14 protein-coding genes are annotated in these 17193 nt (G+C 70.5%); 11 read left to right on the top strand and 3 right to left on the bottom strand.

The features are described 5' to 3' along the window. Position 1 precedes the first annotated feature (1 nt). A complete protein-coding gene (locus H504_RS0123275) occupies positions 2–814 on the top strand; it encodes an MBL fold metallo-hydrolase (protein WP_026424739.1) in 813 nt (270 codons plus the stop codon). Positions 815–1208: 394 nt separating this feature from the next. Here H504_RS0123275 and H504_RS0123270 read toward each other — a convergent pair whose 3' ends face one another. Next, a complete protein-coding gene (locus H504_RS0123270; RefSeq protein WP_051386174.1) occupies positions 1209–2513 on the bottom strand; it encodes an MFS transporter in 1305 nt (434 codons plus the stop codon). 64 nt (positions 2514–2577) lie between these two features. Next, positions 2578–3237: a pyridoxamine 5'-phosphate oxidase gene (pdxH, locus tag H504_RS0123265; RefSeq protein ID WP_026424737.1), complete on the bottom strand. Its 660-nt coding sequence runs from the start codon at positions 3235–3237 to the stop codon at positions 2578–2580. A 311-nt stretch (positions 3238–3548) separates the two neighbouring features. Between pdxH and H504_RS0123260 the strand changes: the two genes are divergently transcribed. The 8 genes from H504_RS0123260 to sepH all read left to right on the top strand — a co-directional run bounded on the left by H504_RS0123260 (position 3549) and on the right by sepH (position 12709). Next, the gene (locus H504_RS0123260; protein ID WP_026424736.1) at positions 3549–4691 is read left to right on the top strand and encodes a citrate synthase 2; all 1143 of its coding nucleotides are present in this window, start codon (positions 3549–3551) and stop codon (positions 4689–4691) included. 555 nt (positions 4692–5246) lie between these two features. Next, positions 5247–6080: an ABC transporter ATP-binding protein gene (locus tag H504_RS0123255; RefSeq protein WP_157440596.1), complete on the top strand. Its 834-nt coding sequence runs from the start codon at positions 5247–5249 to the stop codon at positions 6078–6080. After that, positions 6077–6904, top strand: a complete 828-nt coding sequence (locus tag H504_RS0123250; RefSeq protein ID WP_026424734.1) for an ABC transporter permease — start codon at positions 6077–6079, stop codon at positions 6902–6904. The genes H504_RS0123255 and H504_RS0123250 overlap by 4 nt, the downstream gene beginning before the upstream one ends. Next, on the top strand, positions 6862–8076 hold the full coding sequence (locus H504_RS0123245) for a sensor histidine kinase (RefSeq protein WP_051386173.1): 1215 nt from the start codon (positions 6862–6864) through the stop codon (positions 8074–8076). Before H504_RS0123250 ends, H504_RS0123245 begins: the two co-directional genes overlap by 43 nt. Next, positions 8073–8693 carry a response regulator gene (locus H504_RS0123240; RefSeq protein ID WP_026424732.1) on the top strand — a complete coding sequence of 207 codons (621 nt, stop codon included), beginning with the start codon at positions 8073–8075 and terminating at the stop codon, positions 8691–8693. The genes H504_RS0123245 and H504_RS0123240 overlap by 4 nt, the downstream gene beginning before the upstream one ends. 22 nt (positions 8694–8715) lie before the next feature. Next, positions 8716–10077, top strand: a complete 1362-nt coding sequence (locus H504_RS0123235; RefSeq protein ID WP_026424731.1) for a serine hydrolase domain-containing protein — start codon at positions 8716–8718, stop codon at positions 10075–10077. A gap of 212 nt (positions 10078–10289) precedes the next feature. Beyond that, positions 10290–11423, top strand: coding sequence for a phosphoserine transaminase (gene serC / locus H504_RS0123230; RefSeq protein ID WP_026424730.1), 1134 nt, complete (start codon positions 10290–10292; stop codon positions 11421–11423). 284 nt (positions 11424–11707) lie between these two features. After that, positions 11708–12709: a septation protein SepH gene (sepH, locus tag H504_RS0123225; protein WP_026424729.1), complete on the top strand. Its 1002-nt coding sequence runs from the start codon at positions 11708–11710 to the stop codon at positions 12707–12709. Positions 12710–12790: 81 nt separating this feature from the next. On the opposite strand, the gene H504_RS0123220 is transcribed toward sepH, so the two are convergent. Next, positions 12791–13030, bottom strand: coding sequence for a hypothetical protein (locus H504_RS0123220; protein ID WP_245614422.1), 240 nt, complete (start codon positions 13028–13030; stop codon positions 12791–12793). A gap of 128 nt (positions 13031–13158) precedes the next feature. Between H504_RS0123220 and H504_RS0123215 the strand changes: the two genes are divergently transcribed. Together H504_RS0123215 and H504_RS0123210 are read left to right on the top strand one after the other, a co-directional pair. Next, entirely contained in the window at positions 13159–14922 is a 1764-nt protein-coding gene (locus H504_RS0123215) for an ABC transporter ATP-binding protein (protein WP_026424727.1), read from the top strand. Then, positions 14919–16748 carry an ABC transporter ATP-binding protein gene (locus H504_RS0123210; protein WP_026424726.1) on the top strand — a complete coding sequence of 610 codons (1830 nt, stop codon included), beginning with the start codon at positions 14919–14921 and terminating at the stop codon, positions 16746–16748. The genes H504_RS0123215 and H504_RS0123210 overlap by 4 nt, the downstream gene beginning before the upstream one ends. The last annotated feature ends 445 nt before the right edge of the window (positions 16749–17193 follow it).

The raw sequence follows: 17193 nt of genomic DNA, 5'->3' as shown, positions 1-17193 counted from the left end.
CATGCGCGTCCACCACCTCAACTGCGGCAGCATGCGCCCCCTCGGCGGCACCCTCGTCGACGGCTCCCCCGGCCTGTTCCGCCCGGCGAACATCGTCTGCCACGTGCTCGTGGTGGAAGCGGACGACGGCCTCGTCTTAGTCGACACCGGGTTCGGCGTCGCAGACCTGACGAACCCCCGGACGAACCTGCCCGCGCCGTTCGTCGCCCTCGTCCGCCCGGTTCGGGACCCGTCGCAGGCGGCGGTGCGCCAACTCGCGGCGCTCGGGTACGCACCGGGGGACGTGCGGCACATCGTGTTGACGCACCTGGATTTGGACCACGCAGGCGGGTTGGCGGACTTCCCCGACGCCCGGGTCCACGTGTACGGCCCGGAACTGCGCGCGGCCCTGACCCCGGCGACCCGCGGCGAGCGACAGCGGTATCGGCAGGCGCACTGGGCGCATGAGCCCAAGTGGGAAACGTACGAGCCGGTCAGCGGTTCGGCGTGGATGGGGTTCGACGGGGTGCGCGAACTGGCGGGGTTGTCGTCGGACTTCCTGCTGGTGCCGTTGGCCGGGCACACGCGGGGACATTGTGGAGTGGCGATCCAGTCGTCGTCGGGCTGGTTGTTGCACGCGGGGGACGCCTACTTCAACCGGGCCGAGATGCAGAACCCCCCGTCGTGCCCGCCGGGGATGCGGGTGTTCGAAACCCTCATGCAGGTCGACGGCGACGCTCGACGGGGGAACCAGGAACGACTTCGCGGGATCACGGGCGAGGTCCGCCTGTTCTCCGCCCACGACGCCGAAGAACTCCACGCCTTCACCGAGTGATCGTTCCGCCCTGAGCAGCCCCCGAATCCAGCCTACCGGCGGGCATCGACCGACATCGGAACCTTCGGCTCCTGGTGGAGGAATTGCGGGGATGTGGATAGGTCGTCCACATCCCCGCAATTCCTCCGGCTATGCCCCGGGCGACACTTTCAGCCACCCACATCCCTGCGGCTTGTCCACAGACCGCCGCCGACCCCGGTTTCCCTCGACACCCACCGTTAGGCTGGATTCGGGGGCTGCCGAGGGCGGGCGATCAAGAAACTGGCCCAGGGTCACGCCGGTGCGGCTCCAGTTGTCCACATCCTCGCGGTCCATCCACAACGCATCCGGCGGATTCCGGGTTGGTCGGTGGCGGATCGTAGGCTGGATTCGGGGGCTGCTCAGGTCGGGACGATCATGAGGCGGGCTGGTCCTCGGTCGGGGTGAACCGGAAGCGCCAGAAGTCGGGAAGCCAGGCGACGGTGGCGATGACCAGGACGACGACCAGGATGCCGCCCACGGTCGCGGCGGTGGCGGTGCCGAAGATGGCGGCGCCCCAGCCGTGCACGAGGTCGGCGATGCGGGGGCCGCCCGCGACGACCACCGTGAAGACGCCCTGCATGCGGCCGCGCATCTCGTCGGTGGCCTCGGTCTGCAGCATGGAGCTGCGGTGGACGGCGCTGATCAGGTCGGCGCCGCCGCCGAGGCCGAGGAACAGCGCGGCCAGCAGGATGGAGCTGGTCAAGCCGAAGGCGGCCATGGCCAGGCCCCAGACGACGATCGACACGGCGATCACGGCGCCTTGGCGGCGGATGCGGGCGAACGCGCCGGAGAACAGGCCGAACACGGCGGAGCCGATCGGGATGGCGGCGTAGAGCCAGCCGAGGGCGGGGCCGCCGCCGGGCGGGTCGCCGAAGGTGCGTTCGGCCATCTCCGGGAACAGGGCGCGCGGCATGCCCGCGACCATCGCGATGATGTCCACCAGGAACGACACGAGCAGCAGCTTCTTCAGCGCCAGGTACCGGAACCCGTCGGCGATCGCGGAGATGCCCGCCTGGCGCCGGGCGTTCTCACCGGGTGGGATGGGCGGCAGGAACCACACCGAGCTGAACGCGACCACCAGCGCGACCGTGTCGATCAGGTACAAAGTGGACAGGCCGAGCACCGGGATCAGCGCCCCGGCCAGCAGCGGGCCGAACACCATGCCGAAGGTGAACGTGGTGAAGCTCAGCGCGTTCGCGGGCGGCAGGAGCTCCGGCGGGACGAGCCGGGCGACGGCGGCGCTGCGGGCGGGCATGTTGACCGCCACGAACGCCTGCTGCAGTCCCAGCAGGACCAGCACCACCCACACCGAGCGCATCTGCGTGAACGCCTGCGCCCACAGCAGGCCGGAGGTCACCGCGACACCCAGGTTGCTGTAGAGCATGACCTTGCGGCGGTCCACCGCGTCGGCGATGGCACCGCCCCACAGGCCGAACACGAGCAGCGGGACCAGCCCCACCGCCCCGGTCAGGCCGACGTAGCCGGACGACCCGGTCAGGTCGTAGACCTGTTTGGGCACGGCGACGGCGGTGAGCTGGCTGCCGACCGCCGTGACGACGGTCGACACCCACATGCGACGGTAGTCGCGGATCCGCAGCGGCCGGGTGTCGATGACGACTTTCCCCAGGATTCCCCTGGCCCGGCTGGCGCGCGCGGGGCGCTCTGTCTGAGTGCTCACAAACTATTAGCTTAGGCTAACTAACGGCCTGCTCGCCTGTGATTTACAGCCGACCCGGAACCCCTCAGGGGCCGAGCCGCTCGACCTTCCAGCCCGCGCGGCCGAGGCGGAACCGCAGCCGGTCGTGCATCCGGTCCCGGCGACCCTGCCAGAACTCCACGATCTCCGGCTGGATCCGCCAGCCACCCCAGTGCGGCGGCACCGGCACGGTCTCCGCGTCGGCGAACCGGCGCTCCACATTGGCCAGTGCCGACTCCAGCGACCCGCGCCCGCTCACCACGATCGACTGCGGCGACGCCCACGCCCCCAGTTGTGACCCGCGCGGCCGCTGCGCCCAGTAGGCGGCGGTCTCGGCCGGGCTGACCTTCTCCACCGTGCCACGCACGGTGGCCTGCCGGTGCAGGCCGTACCAGGGGAAGGTGGCCGACGCGGCGCGGGTGGCCATCAGGTCGTGGCTCTTGGCGGAGGTGTAGTTGGTGAAGAACACCAGCCCCCGGGCGTTGAGGCCCTTGGCCAGCACCGTGCGCGAGGACGGGTAGCCGTCCGGACCGGCGGTGGCCAGCACCATGGCGTTCGGCTCGGCCAGACCCGCTTGCCGCGCGTCGTCGAGCCAGAGCTGCAACTGCTCGTGCCAGGTCTCGGCGAGGTCGCCCTCCTGCAGGTCGCCGTGTTCGTAAGACACCCGCATGGTTGGAAGGTCCAGCACGATCTCGCCGTCAGCCATACCGCATCTCCTCACCGCTGGTGCGTGGGGGGTCACCACACCACTTTGACGGTACGGGGAATCGAGGTGAACGGAAACCGCCCGCACGGTGACAGCGGACACCCGGGCAGGCGCAATGGAGATCAACGACAATCTGGATCGTTTCACTGGATCGTGACCGAAGACACCGGTGTGAACGATTGCTAACCCCTGGGGGGAGGAGCATGGTTTCGGCAGCCGCGCAGTGGTGCCCGGCGATCACGCCCCACACACCGCTGCCGACGCACACCCGGCGAGACCCAGTCGTGGCCATGGCGTGAAAGGCGGAGCACATGCACAACGCGGTGCAGGACAGCAAGCCCGAGTCCCCGGACGACGGGTTCCGGCCGGGCCTGGAGGGTGTCATCGCCTTCCACACCGACATCGCCGAACCCGACCGCGACGGCGGCGCCCTGCGCTACCGGGGCGTGGACATCGAGGACCTGGCGGGCCGGGTCACCTTCGGCAACGTGTGGGCCCTGCTGGTCGACGGCCGCTTCGGCCCCGGCCTGCCGCCCGCCGAGCCGTTCCCCGTCCCGGTCCACTCGGGTGACGTGCGGGTCGACGTGCAGGCCGGGCTGGCGATGCTCGCGCCGATCTGGGGCTACCGGCCGCTGCTGGACATCACGGACGAGGAAGCGCGGGAGCAGTTGGCCCGCGCTTCGGTCATGGCGCTGTCCTATGTGGCCCAGTCGGCGCGGGGCATCCACCAGCCCGCGATCCCGCAGCGGCGCATTGACGAGTGCTCGACCATCACGGAGCGGTTCATGACGCGGTGGCGTGGTGAGCCGGATCCGGCGCACATCGCCGCGATCGACACGTATTGGGTCACTGCGGCTGAGCACGGAATGAACCCGTCGACGTTTACGGCTCGCGCGATCGCTTCTACTGGGGCTGACGTGGCTGCCGCGCTGTCCGGGGCGATCGGGGCCATGTCGGGCCCGCTGCACGGCGGGGCGCCTGCGCGAGTTCTGCCGATGATCGCCGAGGTGGAACGCACGGGCGATCCTCAGGGGGTTGTGCGGGGGATTCTCGATCGTGGGGATCGGTTGATGGGATTTGGGCATCGGGTTTATCGGGCGGAGGATCCGCGTGCGCGGGTGCTGCGGCGGACGTGCGAGAAGCTCGGCGCTGCCCGTTTTTCGGCGGCGGCGGCGTTGGAGCAGGCCGCGCTGGCTGAACTTCGCGAGCGGCGGCCTGATCGGGCTATCGAGACGAATGTCGAGTTTTGGGCGGCGGTGATTCTTGACTTCGCCGAGGTGCCCGCGCATATGATGCCTGCGATGTTTACCTGTGGCCGGACGGCGGGGTGGTGTGCGCACATTCTGGAGCAGAAACGGACGGGGCGGGTGATTCGGCCTTCTGCCAAGTATGTTGGGCCGGATGCGCGTAAGCCGGAGGATGTTGAGGGGTGGGGGGAAATTGGGCATTTCTGAGGGGGACTGCTTGTCGCCTTCGACGACGCCGCTGGATTGCGCCAGATAAATGCGGGGTGCCCGTTGTGGTGAAGTTGTTTTGTTTGGGGCCCCTAGCGGTAGCCTGGGTAAGGCTAAAAGGCGGGGCCACTGGAAAGCGTGGCCTTACCCGCCAGCCGGCTTAGGCCACCGCTCCCCCCAAACAAAACAACTTCACCACAACGGGCGGTTGGGATCGGCGGGTTTCGAGGCGCGCGGGGTGGGCTGGCGGCCTTCGTCGATATGGGGTGGGGTTTCGGGGCGCGCGGTGCGAGCTGGCGGGGTTGGTTGAATCTGCCGATGGTTGGGGTGTCCACAACCTGGTGGGGTGTCCACAGGGGGCTGCTCGTGGCTCGAACGCAAGTGGGGCGTGTCGCTAGGGTTGATTCGGGGGCTGCATTGTTCGGGGCCGAGTTTATCGGGCTCGGTGGGGGTGGGGTGCCGGTTGGGGGACGGGGGTGTCCATCAACCGGTTGACAGTGGGGTTCAGTCGGTCGCAGGTCCCGCGAGGGGCTCGGAACGGCGCAGGATTTGGGTATGGACGCGATCGAGGTGCGCGGGTTGCGCAAGAGCTACGGGAGCAACCCCGCCGTGGTGGGGCTGGACTTGACGGTGGCTGAGGGGGAGGTGTTCGCGCTGCTCGGACCCAATGGGGCGGGGAAGACGACCACCACCGAGATCCTGGAGGGGCACCGGGATCGCGACGGCGGGGAGGTCGCGGTGCTCGGGGTTGATCCCGGGAAGGCGGGCCGTCGGTGGCGGTCGGAGATCGGGATTGTGTTGCAGACGGCGACGGACGCGGCGGAGTTGACTGTGCGGGAGACCGTGCTGCAGTTCGCGAAGTTCTACCCGGAGCCGCGTGACGTGCAGGAGGTCGTCGAGCTGTGTGGGCTGGAGGGCAAGGCCGACGCGAAGGTGCGGTCGCTGTCTGGGGGTCAGCGACGGCGGGTGGATGTGGCGTTGGGGATCATCGGACGGCCTCGGCTTCTGTTCCTGGACGAGCCGACGACGGGGTTCGACCCGGAGGCGCGTAGGCAGTTCTGGGAGTTGGTGCGGACGCTGTCCGGTGAGGGCACCACGATCCTGCTGACGACGCACTACCTGGACGAGGCGGAGGCGCTGGCGAACCGGCTCGCGGTGATCGCGGCGGGCCGGATCGTGGCCGAGGGGACGCCGCGCACGCTCGGGGGGCGGGACCGGGCTCCGGCGACGGTGTCCTGGCACGACGCGGGTGGCGATCACGAGGTCCGGTCGATGGATCCGGTGCCGACGGTCGCCGAGCTGGCCGGGCGTGGGGCGGTCAGCGGGTTGCAGGTCAAGCAGCCCAGCCTCGAAGACATCTACCTGGACCTGATCGGAGCGAAGGCATGACCGCGATCGCGCTGCCCACCACGACCACCCTCCCGTCGACGCTGGGCAACGGGCTCACCCGGGGCGCGGCCGAGCTGCGGATGTTCTTCCGGAGCCGGGAGGCCGTGCTGTTCACCTTCTCCTTCCCGGCCATCGTCCTGGTCTTGCTCGGGTCCATCTTCAACAAGGGTGGCCACGGCGACACCCCGATGAGCCAGGTGCTCGCGGCGAGCATGATCGCTTCCGGGATCCTGTCCACCGCGTTCATCAGCGTCGGGGTCGGGATCGCGGCGGACCGGGAGGACGGGACGCTCAAGCGGTTGCGCGGGACGCCGATCACGGCGGGCGCGTACTTCATCGGCAAGATCGTGCTGGTGGCGGTGGCCACGCTGGCCGAGGTCGTGCTGATGCTGGCGGTCGGGGTCGTCGCGTTCGACCTGAAGCTGCCGAGCGACCCGGCGAAGTGGCTGACGCTGGCGTGGATCCTGGTGTTGTCGGTGGTGGCGTGCACACTGTTGGGCGTCGCGGCGAGCGGGCTGGCCAAGTCCGGGCGCAGTTCGGCGGCCGTGCTGAACCTCCCGGTGATCGCCCTGCAGTTCACCTCCGGGGTGTACGTGGCGATGAGCGCGCTGCCGAGTGCGATGGTGCGGGTGGCGGCGTTCTTCCCCGTCCGCTGGATGGCGCAGGGTTTCCGGTCGGTGTTCCTGCCGGACGGGCTGGCCGCCGAGGAGGTCGCGGGATCGTGGGAGCTGGGCCGGGTGGCGCTGGTGCTGGGCGCCTGGTGCGTGGTCGGGCTGGTGCTGTGCCTGACGACGTTCCGCTGGACCGAGCGGCGGGCGGGCTGAAAACCGCGAAGAAGGTGGGTGATCCCGACCGGAACTACTGGGGTTGGGACATCTACTTCACCGTGGGCTACCTGTTCGTCAGCCTGCTGGTGGTCCTCGGGCAGGCGCCGGTGGCCGACCGGGTGGCGGCGGTGGCCTGCCTGACCGCCGTCGTCGCGGTGTACCTGGGCTACGGGCGGCGGCACGCGGTCATCGACGAGCGCAGGGTGCCCGCGGTGGTGTTCTCGGCGGTGACCTCGCTGCTGTTCCTCGGCGCGGTGTGGTTCGTGCCGAACAGCACCTACCTGCTGTTCGTCATGTGCCCGTTGATCTTCATGTCGCTGCCGCTGCCCGCGTCCGCGCCGCTGGTGACGCTGTTGAACGTGGCCCCGCCGGTGCTGATCCAGCTCAGGGTCGGCTCGGTGGTCGGCTGGGTGCACCAGTTGCCGACCACCGTCCTCGGTCTGTCGCTGTCGCTGCTGATCGGGTCCTACGTGCACCGGGTGGTGCGGCAGAGCAAGGAGCGGGCGGCGTTGATCGTCGAACTGGAGGCCAGTCGGGCGCGGATCGCGGCGCTCTCGCACGAGGCGGGGGTGGCGCAGGAGCGGGCCAGGCTGGCTGGCGAGATCCACGACACGCTGGCCCAGGGGTTCACCAGCATCGTCACCCTGGTGCAGGCCGCCGAGTCCGAAGTGGACCGGGACAGCGGCAAGGTGCGGCACGCGCTCGACCTGGCCGCGCGGACCGCCAGGGAGAACCTGGCCGAGGCGCGGGCGCTGGTGGCCGCGCTGACCCCGACCGCGCTCGACGGCGGTTCGCTGAGCGAGGCGCTGCACCGGCTGGTGGAGCGGCTGGCCGCGGAGACCGGGGTGGCGGCGGCGTTCCACACCGAGGGTGACCCGACCGGGCTGCCCACCGGCGTCGAGGTCGTGCTGCTGCGGGCGGCGCAGGAGGCGCTGGCGAACATCCGCAAGCACGCGGGCGCCGCCTCCGTGACCGTCGACCTCTGCCACACACCAACGGGTGTCACCCTGACGATCAGCGACGACGGGTTCGGCTTCGACCCCGCCACCCCCGCCGGGGGCTACGGTTTGCGCGGGATGCGGGCCAGGGTCGAGCAGGTCGCGGGCTCGGTCACCGTGCACAGCGCGCCAGGGGCGGGCACCACGCTCACCGTGGAGGTACCGACATGATCACCATCGTGCTGGTCGACGACCACCCGGTCGTCCGCGAGGGCCTGCGCGGCATGCTGGAGGCCGAACCGGACCTGACCGTGGTCGGCGAGGCGGGCTCCGGTGAGGAGGCGGTGGCCGTGGTCGCCGCGCGGCGCCCGGACGTGGTGCTGATGGACCTGCGGATGCCCGGACTCGACGGGGTCGGCGCCACCGGTCGGATCGTGGCCGCGGGCGGACCGAGCCGGGTCGTCGTGCTCACCACCTACGAGACCGATTCGGACATCCTGCGCGCGGTCGAGGCAGGCGCGGCCGGATATCTGCTCAAAGACGCCTCCAGAACGGAATTGGCCGGGGCGGTTCGGGCGGCCAGTCGGGGCGAGACGGTACTCGCACCCTCCGTAGCCGGGAGATTGGTCCGACAGGTCCGTCAACCCGCCAAACAGGCGCTTTCCGGTAGGGAGATCGAGGTACTCGGGCTGGTCGCGAAAGGCCGCACGAACGCCGAGATCGGCGCGTCGCTGCACATCAGCGAGGCGACGGTGAAAACACACCTGCTGCGCGCATTCGGCAAACTCGACGTATCCGACCGCACCGCCGCGGTCACGACGGCCATGGCCAGAGGCTTATTGGGTTGAGTTATGGCGCACAATTCCTTTCATGCTGCACACCACTGAGAACGCGCTGCTGCGCCGAATCGCGGTCGAACAGGCCGAGAGCCGGGCGCCCTCGCTCGTGGCGGCGGTCGGCCGGGGCCACCAGCTCCCGTGGACCGGCGCGCGGGGCAAGGTCGACGGGGCGACCCCCACGACCGACACCCAGTACCGGATCGGGTCGATCACCAAGTCCTTCGTCGCCGCCCTGGTGCTGCGGCTGCGGGACGAGGGCAGGCTCGACCTCAACGACCCGCTGGACAAGCACGTGCCGGGCACCGCGTTCGGCGCGGTCACCGTCGCCCAACTGCTCTCGCACACCAGCGGCCTGACCTCGGAGTCGCCCGGCCAGTGGTGGGAGCGGGCGGCGGGCGCGGACTGGTCGGCGCTGGACGCCAGCCTGCCCGCCGACGCGGTGAAACACCGGCCGGGCGCCAAGTTCCACTACAGCAACGTCGGCTACGGCGTGCTGGGCGAGCTGGTGTCGCGGCTGCGCGGGGCGAGCTGGCTGCAGGTGCTGGAGGCGGAGATCCTCAAGCCGCTGGAGCTGACCCGGACCACGCCGCAGCCCACCGCGCCCGCCGCCACCGGCTGGGCGGTGCACCCCTACGCCGACCTGCTGCTGCCCGAGCCGACCCCGGACGCGGTCGCGATGGCCCCCGCCGGTCAGCTCTGGTGCAGCGTGCTGGACCTGGCCCGGTGGAACCGGTTCGTCGGCGGCGACACCGGCGACGTGCTCAGCCCGGACACCGTCGCCGAGATGCGCGAGCCGGTGCACATCGATGACGACGCGAGCTGGACCGCGGCGTACGGCCTCGGCCTGCAGGTCATGCGGATCAACGGCAGGCGGGTGGTCGGCCACGGCGGCTCGATGCCCGGCTTCCTGGCGATGAACCTGGTCGACCCGAAGACCGGCACCGGCGCCGTGCTGATGGCCAACTCCACCGCCGGGGTGCCGATCGGCGCGCTGGCCGCCGACCTGATCGAGATCGTCGAGCAGCACGAGCCGGTCCTGCCCGACGAGTGGGAGCCGCTGGCCGAGGCCGACCCCCGGCTGCTGGCGCTCACCGGCCAGTGGAACTGGGGCCCGACCCCGTACGTGCTGCGCCTGCTGCCGGACGGCTGGGTCAGCCTGAACCCGGTGTCCGGCCGCGGCCGCGCCTCCCGGTTCCGCCCGGACGGTCCGGACCAGTGGACCGGTTTGGACGGTTACTACTCCGGCGAGACCCTGCGGGTGTGCCGCACCGGCGCGGGCGCGGTGTCCCACCTGGACCTGGCGACGTTCGTCTTCACCCGCGAGCCGTACGGCACCCCCGATGCGATCCCCGGTGGCGTGGACGAACAGGGCTGGCGCACCCGGCAGTCGTGAGATCGGTCGCGGACCACCCGGTCCCGGTGCGGGGCGCGCCGGGACCGGGGTCAGTGGTGTCGCGTCCAGCGGTGTCGCGTCCAGCGGTGTCGCGACCGGCGGCCCGGTGCCGAGTGGACGCCGGTGTTATGGGTGGCATCATGGGCTGGCACGCTCCGCCAACGCCGCCGGGGTCGTCCCCATCACCCCATTTCGGAGAAAGGCGCCCCAGAATGACGCAGACCGCCGATCCGAGCACGCTCGTGCTGCCAGCCGGGCTCAAGCCCGCCGACGGCCGGTTCGGGTGTGGTCCGTCCAAGGTCCGCCCAGAGCAGGTCGCCGCGCTGGCCGCCGAGGGAGCCAAGCTGCTCGGCACGTCGCACCGGCAGAAGCCGGTGAAGTCGCTGGTCGGGCGGGTGCGTTCCGGTCTGCGCGAGCTGTTCTCGCTGCCGGAGGGCTACGAGGTGATCCTCGGCAACGGCGGCACGACCGCGTTCTGGGACGCCGCCGCGTTCGGCCTGGTCCGCGAGCAGGCGCAGTTGTTCACCTACGGCGAGTTCTCGTCGAAGTTCGCCACGGTCAACAAGAAGGCCCCGTTCCTGCGGGACCCGATCGTCGTGTCGGCGGACCCGGGCAGCGCCCCGGAGATCGCGTACCAGGGCGGTGACCTGGTCGGTTGGGCGCACAACGAGACCTCGACCGGGGTCGCGGTCCCGGTCCAGCGGCCCGCCGGGTCCGACGGCGCGTTGGTCGCCATCGACGCCACCTCCGGCGCGGGCGGCCTGCCGGTGCGCGCCGAGGACTTCGACGTCTACTACTTCGCGCCGCAGAAGTCGTTCGCCTCGGACGGCGGCCTGTGGCTGGCCCTGGTCAGCCCGGCGGCGCTGGAGCGGATCGGCGAGATCGGCGCGTCCGACCGGTGGGTGCCGGAGTTCCTGTCGCTGCCGACCGCGCTGGACAACTCGCTCAAGGACCAGACGTACAACACCCCCGCGGTGGCGACGCTGTTCCTGCTGGCCGAGCAGCTCGACTGGATGAACGGCAACGGCGGTCTGGACTGGACGGTCGCGCGCACCAAGGACTCCTCGGACCGGCTGTACGCGTGGGCGGAGAAGACCGCGTACACCTCGCCGTACGTGGCGAACCCGGCGCACCGCTCGCAGGTGGTCGGCACCGTCGACTTCGCGGACGGGATCGACGCGGCGGCGGTGGCCAAGGCGCTGCGGGCGAACGGCGTCGTCGACGTCGAGCCGTACCGCAAGCTCGGCCGCAACCAGTTGCGCGTCGCGATGTTCCCGGCGATCGAGCCGGAGGACGTCACCACGCTGACCTCCGCCATCGATTGGGTGGTCGAGCGGCTGGGCTGAGGTACCGCTTTCGGGCGCCGCTCTCCTGGTGAGGGCGGCGCCCTTTTTGCCGTTCTGTGCCCGTTCCGTCACCGAGCGGTGCGCACACTCGGGCAGACCCGCGCTGACCCGCCCGCGAATGGGTGAACGGTGAACGAACCCGGTCGCGGAGAGGGGTGTGGATACGGCAAGATCACGAGCAGATGTCACGGGGATCGCGGCGCGCCTAGCGCGGGAAACGGCCGCCCGGATCTACCGTGGGACGCTGGCGAGTGAAGTCCGCTCAGGTCGCAGGGAGGTTCACGATGCGCGCGCTGCGGGTCGTCGGGCTCTCGGATGACGGCAAGACCGTCATCTGTGAGGACCCGGCGCGTGGCGAGCGCTTCGCACTGCCCGCCGACGAGCGCCTGCGCGCGGCCGCGCGCGGAGACGTCACCCGACTCGGCCAGATCGAGATCGAGCTGGAGAGCCAGATGCGTCCTCGGGAGATCCAGACCCGCATTCGCGCGGGTGAGTCCGTCGAGCAGGTGAGCGAGGCCGCGGGCATCCCCGTGCACAAGGTCGAGCGCTTCGCCTACCCGGTGCTGCTGGAGCGGTCCCGCACTGCGGAACTGGCCCAACGCGCCCACCCCGTCCGCGAGGACGGCCCCGACCTGCAGACCCTCGGCGAGGTCGTCGCGCACGCGTTCGGCCTGCGCGGCCAGGACCTCGCGGTAGCCGACTGGGACTCTTGGCGCGGCGAGGACGGCAAGTGGGTCGTCCAGCTCAGTTGGACCGCGGGCCGCTCGCTCAACCGCGCGCACTGGTCGTTCCACCCCGGCGCGCACGGCGGCACCGTCAGCCCGCTCGACGAACACGCCCACGACCTGCTCGACCCCCAGCCCAACCGGCCGCTGCGCACGGTGCGGCCGGTGACCGAGCTGGCCCAGGCCGCGCTGAACCTGGAACCGCCCCGGCCGGTCGAGCCGGAACCGGACCCGGAGCTCGACGACGCGGTGTTCGCGCCGCCGGTCGCCCCGGTGCCCGCGCCGGTGCCGCAGCCGGTGGCCGTCGAGGAACCGGACTTCGTCGCCGACTTCGAGCTGACCCCGGAACCCCAGGTCGAGCCGGAGCCGGAGCCGGAGGTCGAGGAACCGGTCGCCGAGGACGAGACACCGGCGGCGGAGATCCCGGAACAGGACGCGCTCATGGAGGAGCCCGCCCGCAAGACCGAGCCAGCGCGACGCCCGGCGAAGGCCAAGAAGGCCCGCCCCATCGTCCCGTCCTGGGAAGACGTCCTGCTGGGCACCCGCTCCAACCGGGGCTGACCGGGTCTTTTCGCGCCCGCGCCACCGGCCAGGCGGGTGTCGACACTGTTGCCCATCCACATGCCGGATGCGGGCACCCGCTCAGCCCAGAGCAGGGACCTCGTCCAGCACCGCCGCCGAGATCCCCTCCCGCGCACACCACCGCACCGCGTCCGGGCGGGTGAGCCGGGTGGCCGTGGGCGGTGTGGCGGTGCCGATGGCGATCCAGCCGTCCGGGGCGAGGACGTGGTGGCGGCCGTCGCGCAGGGCCAGCAGGCGACCGGCCGGGTAGGCCATGGTCGCGGCCGTGCGCAGGGACCGGACGGGGTCGGGCCGGGTCATGGGGACCATGATGCCGCCGGTCGGCACGGCCAGTCGTCGATCTTGACCAGGCCGTGACCGGAAAAACTCGGATGCCCCGGCCGCACCCGGCTCGCTAACGTCGGTCGACGGACCGTGAGGGGGCGGGGATGGACCAGACACCGACTTTGGTGGCGTTGCGCAGGCTCGGACCGTACCTGCGGCCGGTGCGCGGCAAGCTGATCGCGTCGGGCGCGTCGGTGCTCGGGTCGATGGTGTGCGGGTTGACCATCCCGCTGATCCTGCAGCACATCCTGGACGGGCCGGTCGCCCGCAAGGAGACGGCCGTGCTGCCGTGGCTCGCGCTGGCGGTCGCGGTGCTCGGCGCGGCGGAGGCGATGCTGTTCTACGTGCGGCGCAAGCTGGTCGCCGGGCCGAGCACGCTGGTCGAGGCGCGGATGCGGGCCGACCTGTACGCCCACCTGCAGCGGCTGCCGATCGGGTTCCACGACGGCTGGCAGTCCGGCCAGTTGCTCTCCCGCGCGGTGAGCGACCTGTCCACGCTGCGCCGGTTCATCGCCTTCGCGATGATCTTCCTGGTGGTCAACTCGCTGACCCTGGTGCTCGGGTTCGCGGTGCTGTTCACCCTGTCGCCGGTGCTCGGGCTGATCACGGTCGTCTGTGCCGCGCCGCTGATCGTGATCTCCACGCAGTACGAGACGCGGTACCAGCGGCTGGCCCGCAAGGCCCAGGACCAGGCCGGTGACCTGGCGACCACGGTCGAGGAGTCGGTGCTGGGCATCCGGGTGCTCAAGGCGTTCGGCCGGGGCCCGCAGTTGGCGCGCAAGTTCGCCAGGCAGGCCGTCGAGCTGCGCGGCACCGAGATCGCCAAGATCAAGATGTTGGCCGTGCTGTGGGGCGCGATCATCCTGCTGCCCGAGTTGGGCATCGCCGCGCAGTTGTTGTTCGGCACGCTGGGCGTGGCGAACGGGTCGATGACGGTGGGCACCCTCGTCGCGGGCATCACCGTGGCGACGTACCTGCGCTGGCCGACCGACTCCATCGGCTGGCTGCTGGCGGAGACCAACCAGGCGGCGTCCTCGGCGACCCGGTACTGGGAGGTGCGCGACGCGGAGGTCACCATCACCGATCCGCAGCGGCCGAAGGACATCCCGGCCGACGCCACGGGCACCGTCGACTTCGAAGGTGTCCGTTTCACCTACCCCGGCGCCGATTCCGAGATCCTGTCCGGAGTGGACTTATCGCTGCGGCCCGGCGAGACGGTGGCGCTGGTCGGCCCCACCGGTTCCGGCAAGTCGACGCTGACCATGCTGGTCCCCCGGCTCGCGGACGTCACCGGCGGCCGGATCACCGTGGACGGCGTCGACGTGCGCGAGCTGCGGCTGGGCGACCTGCGGTCCGTGGTGGCGATGGCGTTCGAGGAGCCGGTGCTGTTCTCGGCGAGCGTGCGGGAGAACGTCGCCCTCGGCTCCCCCGGCGTCAGCGACGACGAAGTGCTTGCCGCGCTGCGGATCGCGCAGGCCGAGGAGTTCGTCGAGCGGCTGCCGTGGGGGCTCGACACCCGCATCGGCGAGGAGGGCCTGTCGCTGTCCGGCGGTCAGCGGCAACGGTTGGCGTTGGCGCGCGCCGTGGTCGGAAAACCGAAGGTCCTCGTGCTCGACGACCCGCTGTCCGCTTTGGACGTGCACACCGAGGCCGAGGTGGAACGCGCCCTGCGCAGCGTGCTGTCCGGCGTGACGGCCCTGGTGGTCGCGCACCGCCCCAGCACCGTCAAGCTCGCCGACCGGGTCGCGATGCTCGACGGCGGCCGGATCGTGGCCGTCGACACGCACGAACACCTGCTGGCGACCAGCCCGGCGTACCGGGATCTCTTGTCCACTGTAGACGATGAACCGGTTGAGGTCGCGTCATGAGCACCGCAGAAGAGGATTGGCGGGGCGTCGCCGCCGAGGACACCGAGGAGATCGACCGCAAGGTCACCCTGAAGCTGAAACACCGATCGCGCACCCTGCTCCGCTCGGTGCTGCGCCCGCACGTCAAGTGGGTCTGGGCCGCCCTGGTGATCATGGTGCTGGAGAGCGCCGCGCGGCTGTCCGGACCGCTGATCATCGCCGTGGTGATCGACACCGGCATCCCGCACGCGGTCAACGGCGACCTCGCCGTGCTGGCCTGGTGCGTCGTCGGGTACGCCGCGAGCACGCTCGCCTCGTCCGGGTGCTGGGCGCTGTTCCTGGTGCTGTCCGGTCGGATCGGTCAGGACGTGGTGCTGGAACTGCGGCAACGGATCTTCCGGCACGCCCAGCGGCTGTCGGTGTCCTTCCACGAGTCGTACACCTCCGGCAAGGTGATCGCCCGGCAGACCAACGACATCGACACCCTGGGCGACCTGCTCGAGTCCGGTATGGACGATCTGCTGGCGTCGGTGTCCTCCATCGCGGGCATCATCGTCATCCTGCTGACCCTGGACCTGCAGTTGGCCGCGTTGGCCCTGGTCGCCCTGCCGCTGCTGTACCTGGCTGTCCGCTGGTTCCTGCGCCACTCCAACACCGCGTACCGGGGGGTCAGCGGCCGGGTCGCCACCGTGATCGTGCACTACGTCGAGACCATGAACGGCATCCGCGCGGTCCAGGCGTTCCGCAGGGAGGACCGCAACAAGTCCATCATGGACGGTCTGAACGGCAGGGTGCGCACCGCCGCCCGCACCTCGCTGTCCGTGGTGGCCGTGTTCACCATGGCCATCCGCCTGATCGGCAACCTGTCGCTCGCCGTGATCTTGGCCGTCGGCGCCTACCGGGTCGCCGACGGAACGCTGGAACTGGGCGTGCTCGCCGCGTTCACCCTGTACCTGCGCCGCTTCTACGACCCGTTCGACGAGATCGCCATGTTCATGAACTCGTATTCGGCCGCGATCGCCGCCCTGGAGAAGATCTCCGGCCTGCTCGAGGAACACCCGGACGTCCCCGAGCCGACCCACCCCCGCCCGCTCCCGACCCGCCCCGGCGGCCTCCCCATCCACTTCACCGACGTCGAGTTCCGCTACCGCCCCGACACCCCCGTCGTCCTGCCGTCGGTGAACCTGACCATCCCCGCAGGCCAAACCGTGGCGCTGGTCGGCCCCACCGGCGCCGGGAAGTCGACCCTGGCCAAACTCGTCGCCCGCTTCTACGACCCCACCGCGGGCTCGGTCACCCTGTCCGACATCGACCTGCGCAAAGTGTCCGATGTAGACCTACGAGGTTCGGTGGTGATGGTCACCCAGGAGAACTTCCTCTTCTCCGGCTCCGTCGCCGACAACATCCTGCTCGGCAAACCCGACGCCACCCGCGCCGAGGTCGAAGCCGCCGCCCGAGCGGTCGGCGCACACGACTTCATCACCGCCCTCCCCAACGGCTACGACACCGACGTCCGCAAACGCGGCGGCCGCCTCTCCGCAGGCCAACGCCAGGTCGTCGCCTTCGCCCGCGCCTTCCTCGCCAACCCCGCCGTCCTCGTCCTGGACGAGGCCACCTCCAGCCTCGACCTCCCCACCGAGCGAATCGTCCAACAAGCCCTCGAATCCGTCCTCGCCGACCGCACCGCCCTGATCATCGCCCACCGCCTCTCCACCGTCCTCATCGCCGACCGAGTCCTAGTCATCACCGACGGCCACATCACCGAAGACGGCCCCCCCCAATCCCTGATCGCCCCCCCCGGCCACTTCGCCACCCTCCACTCCGCCTGGCAAGACTCCCTGGCCTAACACAACACCACAACACCCCCTCGCGCGGTGAGGCACCGCAACACCCCCGCACCCCGCACCCCGCACCCCGCACCCCGCACCCCGACAACACCACCACGCGACAACCACCACCTGCCACCACCAACCAAGACAACCGCCACGTGATGAGGCACCGCCGCCAACTGCACCGCCAGCCAAGACAACCCCGCCCAACAACCCACCACAGAACCGGCCCCACCAGCCCCAAAAACCCACGCGACAACCCACCACACAAGACTGGCCCCGCCAGCCCAGAAACTCCGTGTGGTGAAGCACCACTCAGAACCTGCCCCGCGCGCCTCGAAAGCCGCCGATCCCAACCGCCCGTTGTGGTGAAGTTGTTTTGTTTGGGGGGAGCGGTGGCCTAAGCCGGCAGGCGGGTAAGGCCACGCTTTCCAGTGGCCCCGCCTTTTAGCCTTACCCAGGC

It is taken from the genome of Actinokineospora inagensis DSM 44258, from assembly GCF_000482865.1.
Lineage (GTDB): Bacteria > Actinomycetota > Actinomycetes > Mycobacteriales > Pseudonocardiaceae > Actinokineospora > Actinokineospora inagensis.
The sequence above is the reverse complement of the archived record's forward strand: the minus strand, read 5'-3'. Positions and strand labels throughout refer to the sequence as shown.

Bases quoted from the DNA above. Each gene is read 5' to 3' on its own strand.
- H504_RS0123220 (WP_245614422.1), bottom strand. From the start codon at position 13,030: ATGACCCGGCCCGACCCCGTCCGGTCCCTGCGCACGGCCGCGACCATG.
- H504_RS0123240 (WP_026424732.1), top strand. From the start codon at position 8,073: ATGATCACCATCGTGCTGGTCGACGACCACCCGGTCGTCCGCGAGGGC.
- serC (WP_026424730.1), top strand. From the start codon at position 10,290: ATGACGCAGACCGCCGATCCGAGCACGCTCGTGCTGCCAGCCGGGCTC.
- pdxH (WP_026424737.1), bottom strand. From the start codon at position 3,237: ATGGCTGACGGCGAGATCGTGCTGGACCTTCCAACCATGCGGGTGTCT.
- H504_RS0123215 (WP_026424727.1), top strand. From the start codon at position 13,159: ATGGACCAGACACCGACTTTGGTGGCGTTGCGCAGGCTCGGACCGTAC.
- H504_RS0123275 (WP_026424739.1), top strand. From the start codon at position 2: ATGCGCGTCCACCACCTCAACTGCGGCAGCATGCGCCCCCTCGGCGGC.
- H504_RS0123235 (WP_026424731.1), top strand. From the start codon at position 8,716: ATGCTGCACACCACTGAGAACGCGCTGCTGCGCCGAATCGCGGTCGAA.
- sepH (WP_026424729.1), top strand. From the start codon at position 11,708: ATGCGCGCGCTGCGGGTCGTCGGGCTCTCGGATGACGGCAAGACCGTC.
- H504_RS0123255 (WP_157440596.1), top strand. From the start codon at position 5,247: ATGGACGCGATCGAGGTGCGCGGGTTGCGCAAGAGCTACGGGAGCAAC.
- H504_RS0123210 (WP_026424726.1), top strand. From the start codon at position 14,919: ATGAGCACCGCAGAAGAGGATTGGCGGGGCGTCGCCGCCGAGGACACC.
- H504_RS0123260 (WP_026424736.1), top strand. From the start codon at position 3,549: ATGCACAACGCGGTGCAGGACAGCAAGCCCGAGTCCCCGGACGACGGG.
- H504_RS0123250 (WP_026424734.1), top strand. From the start codon at position 6,077: ATGACCGCGATCGCGCTGCCCACCACGACCACCCTCCCGTCGACGCTG.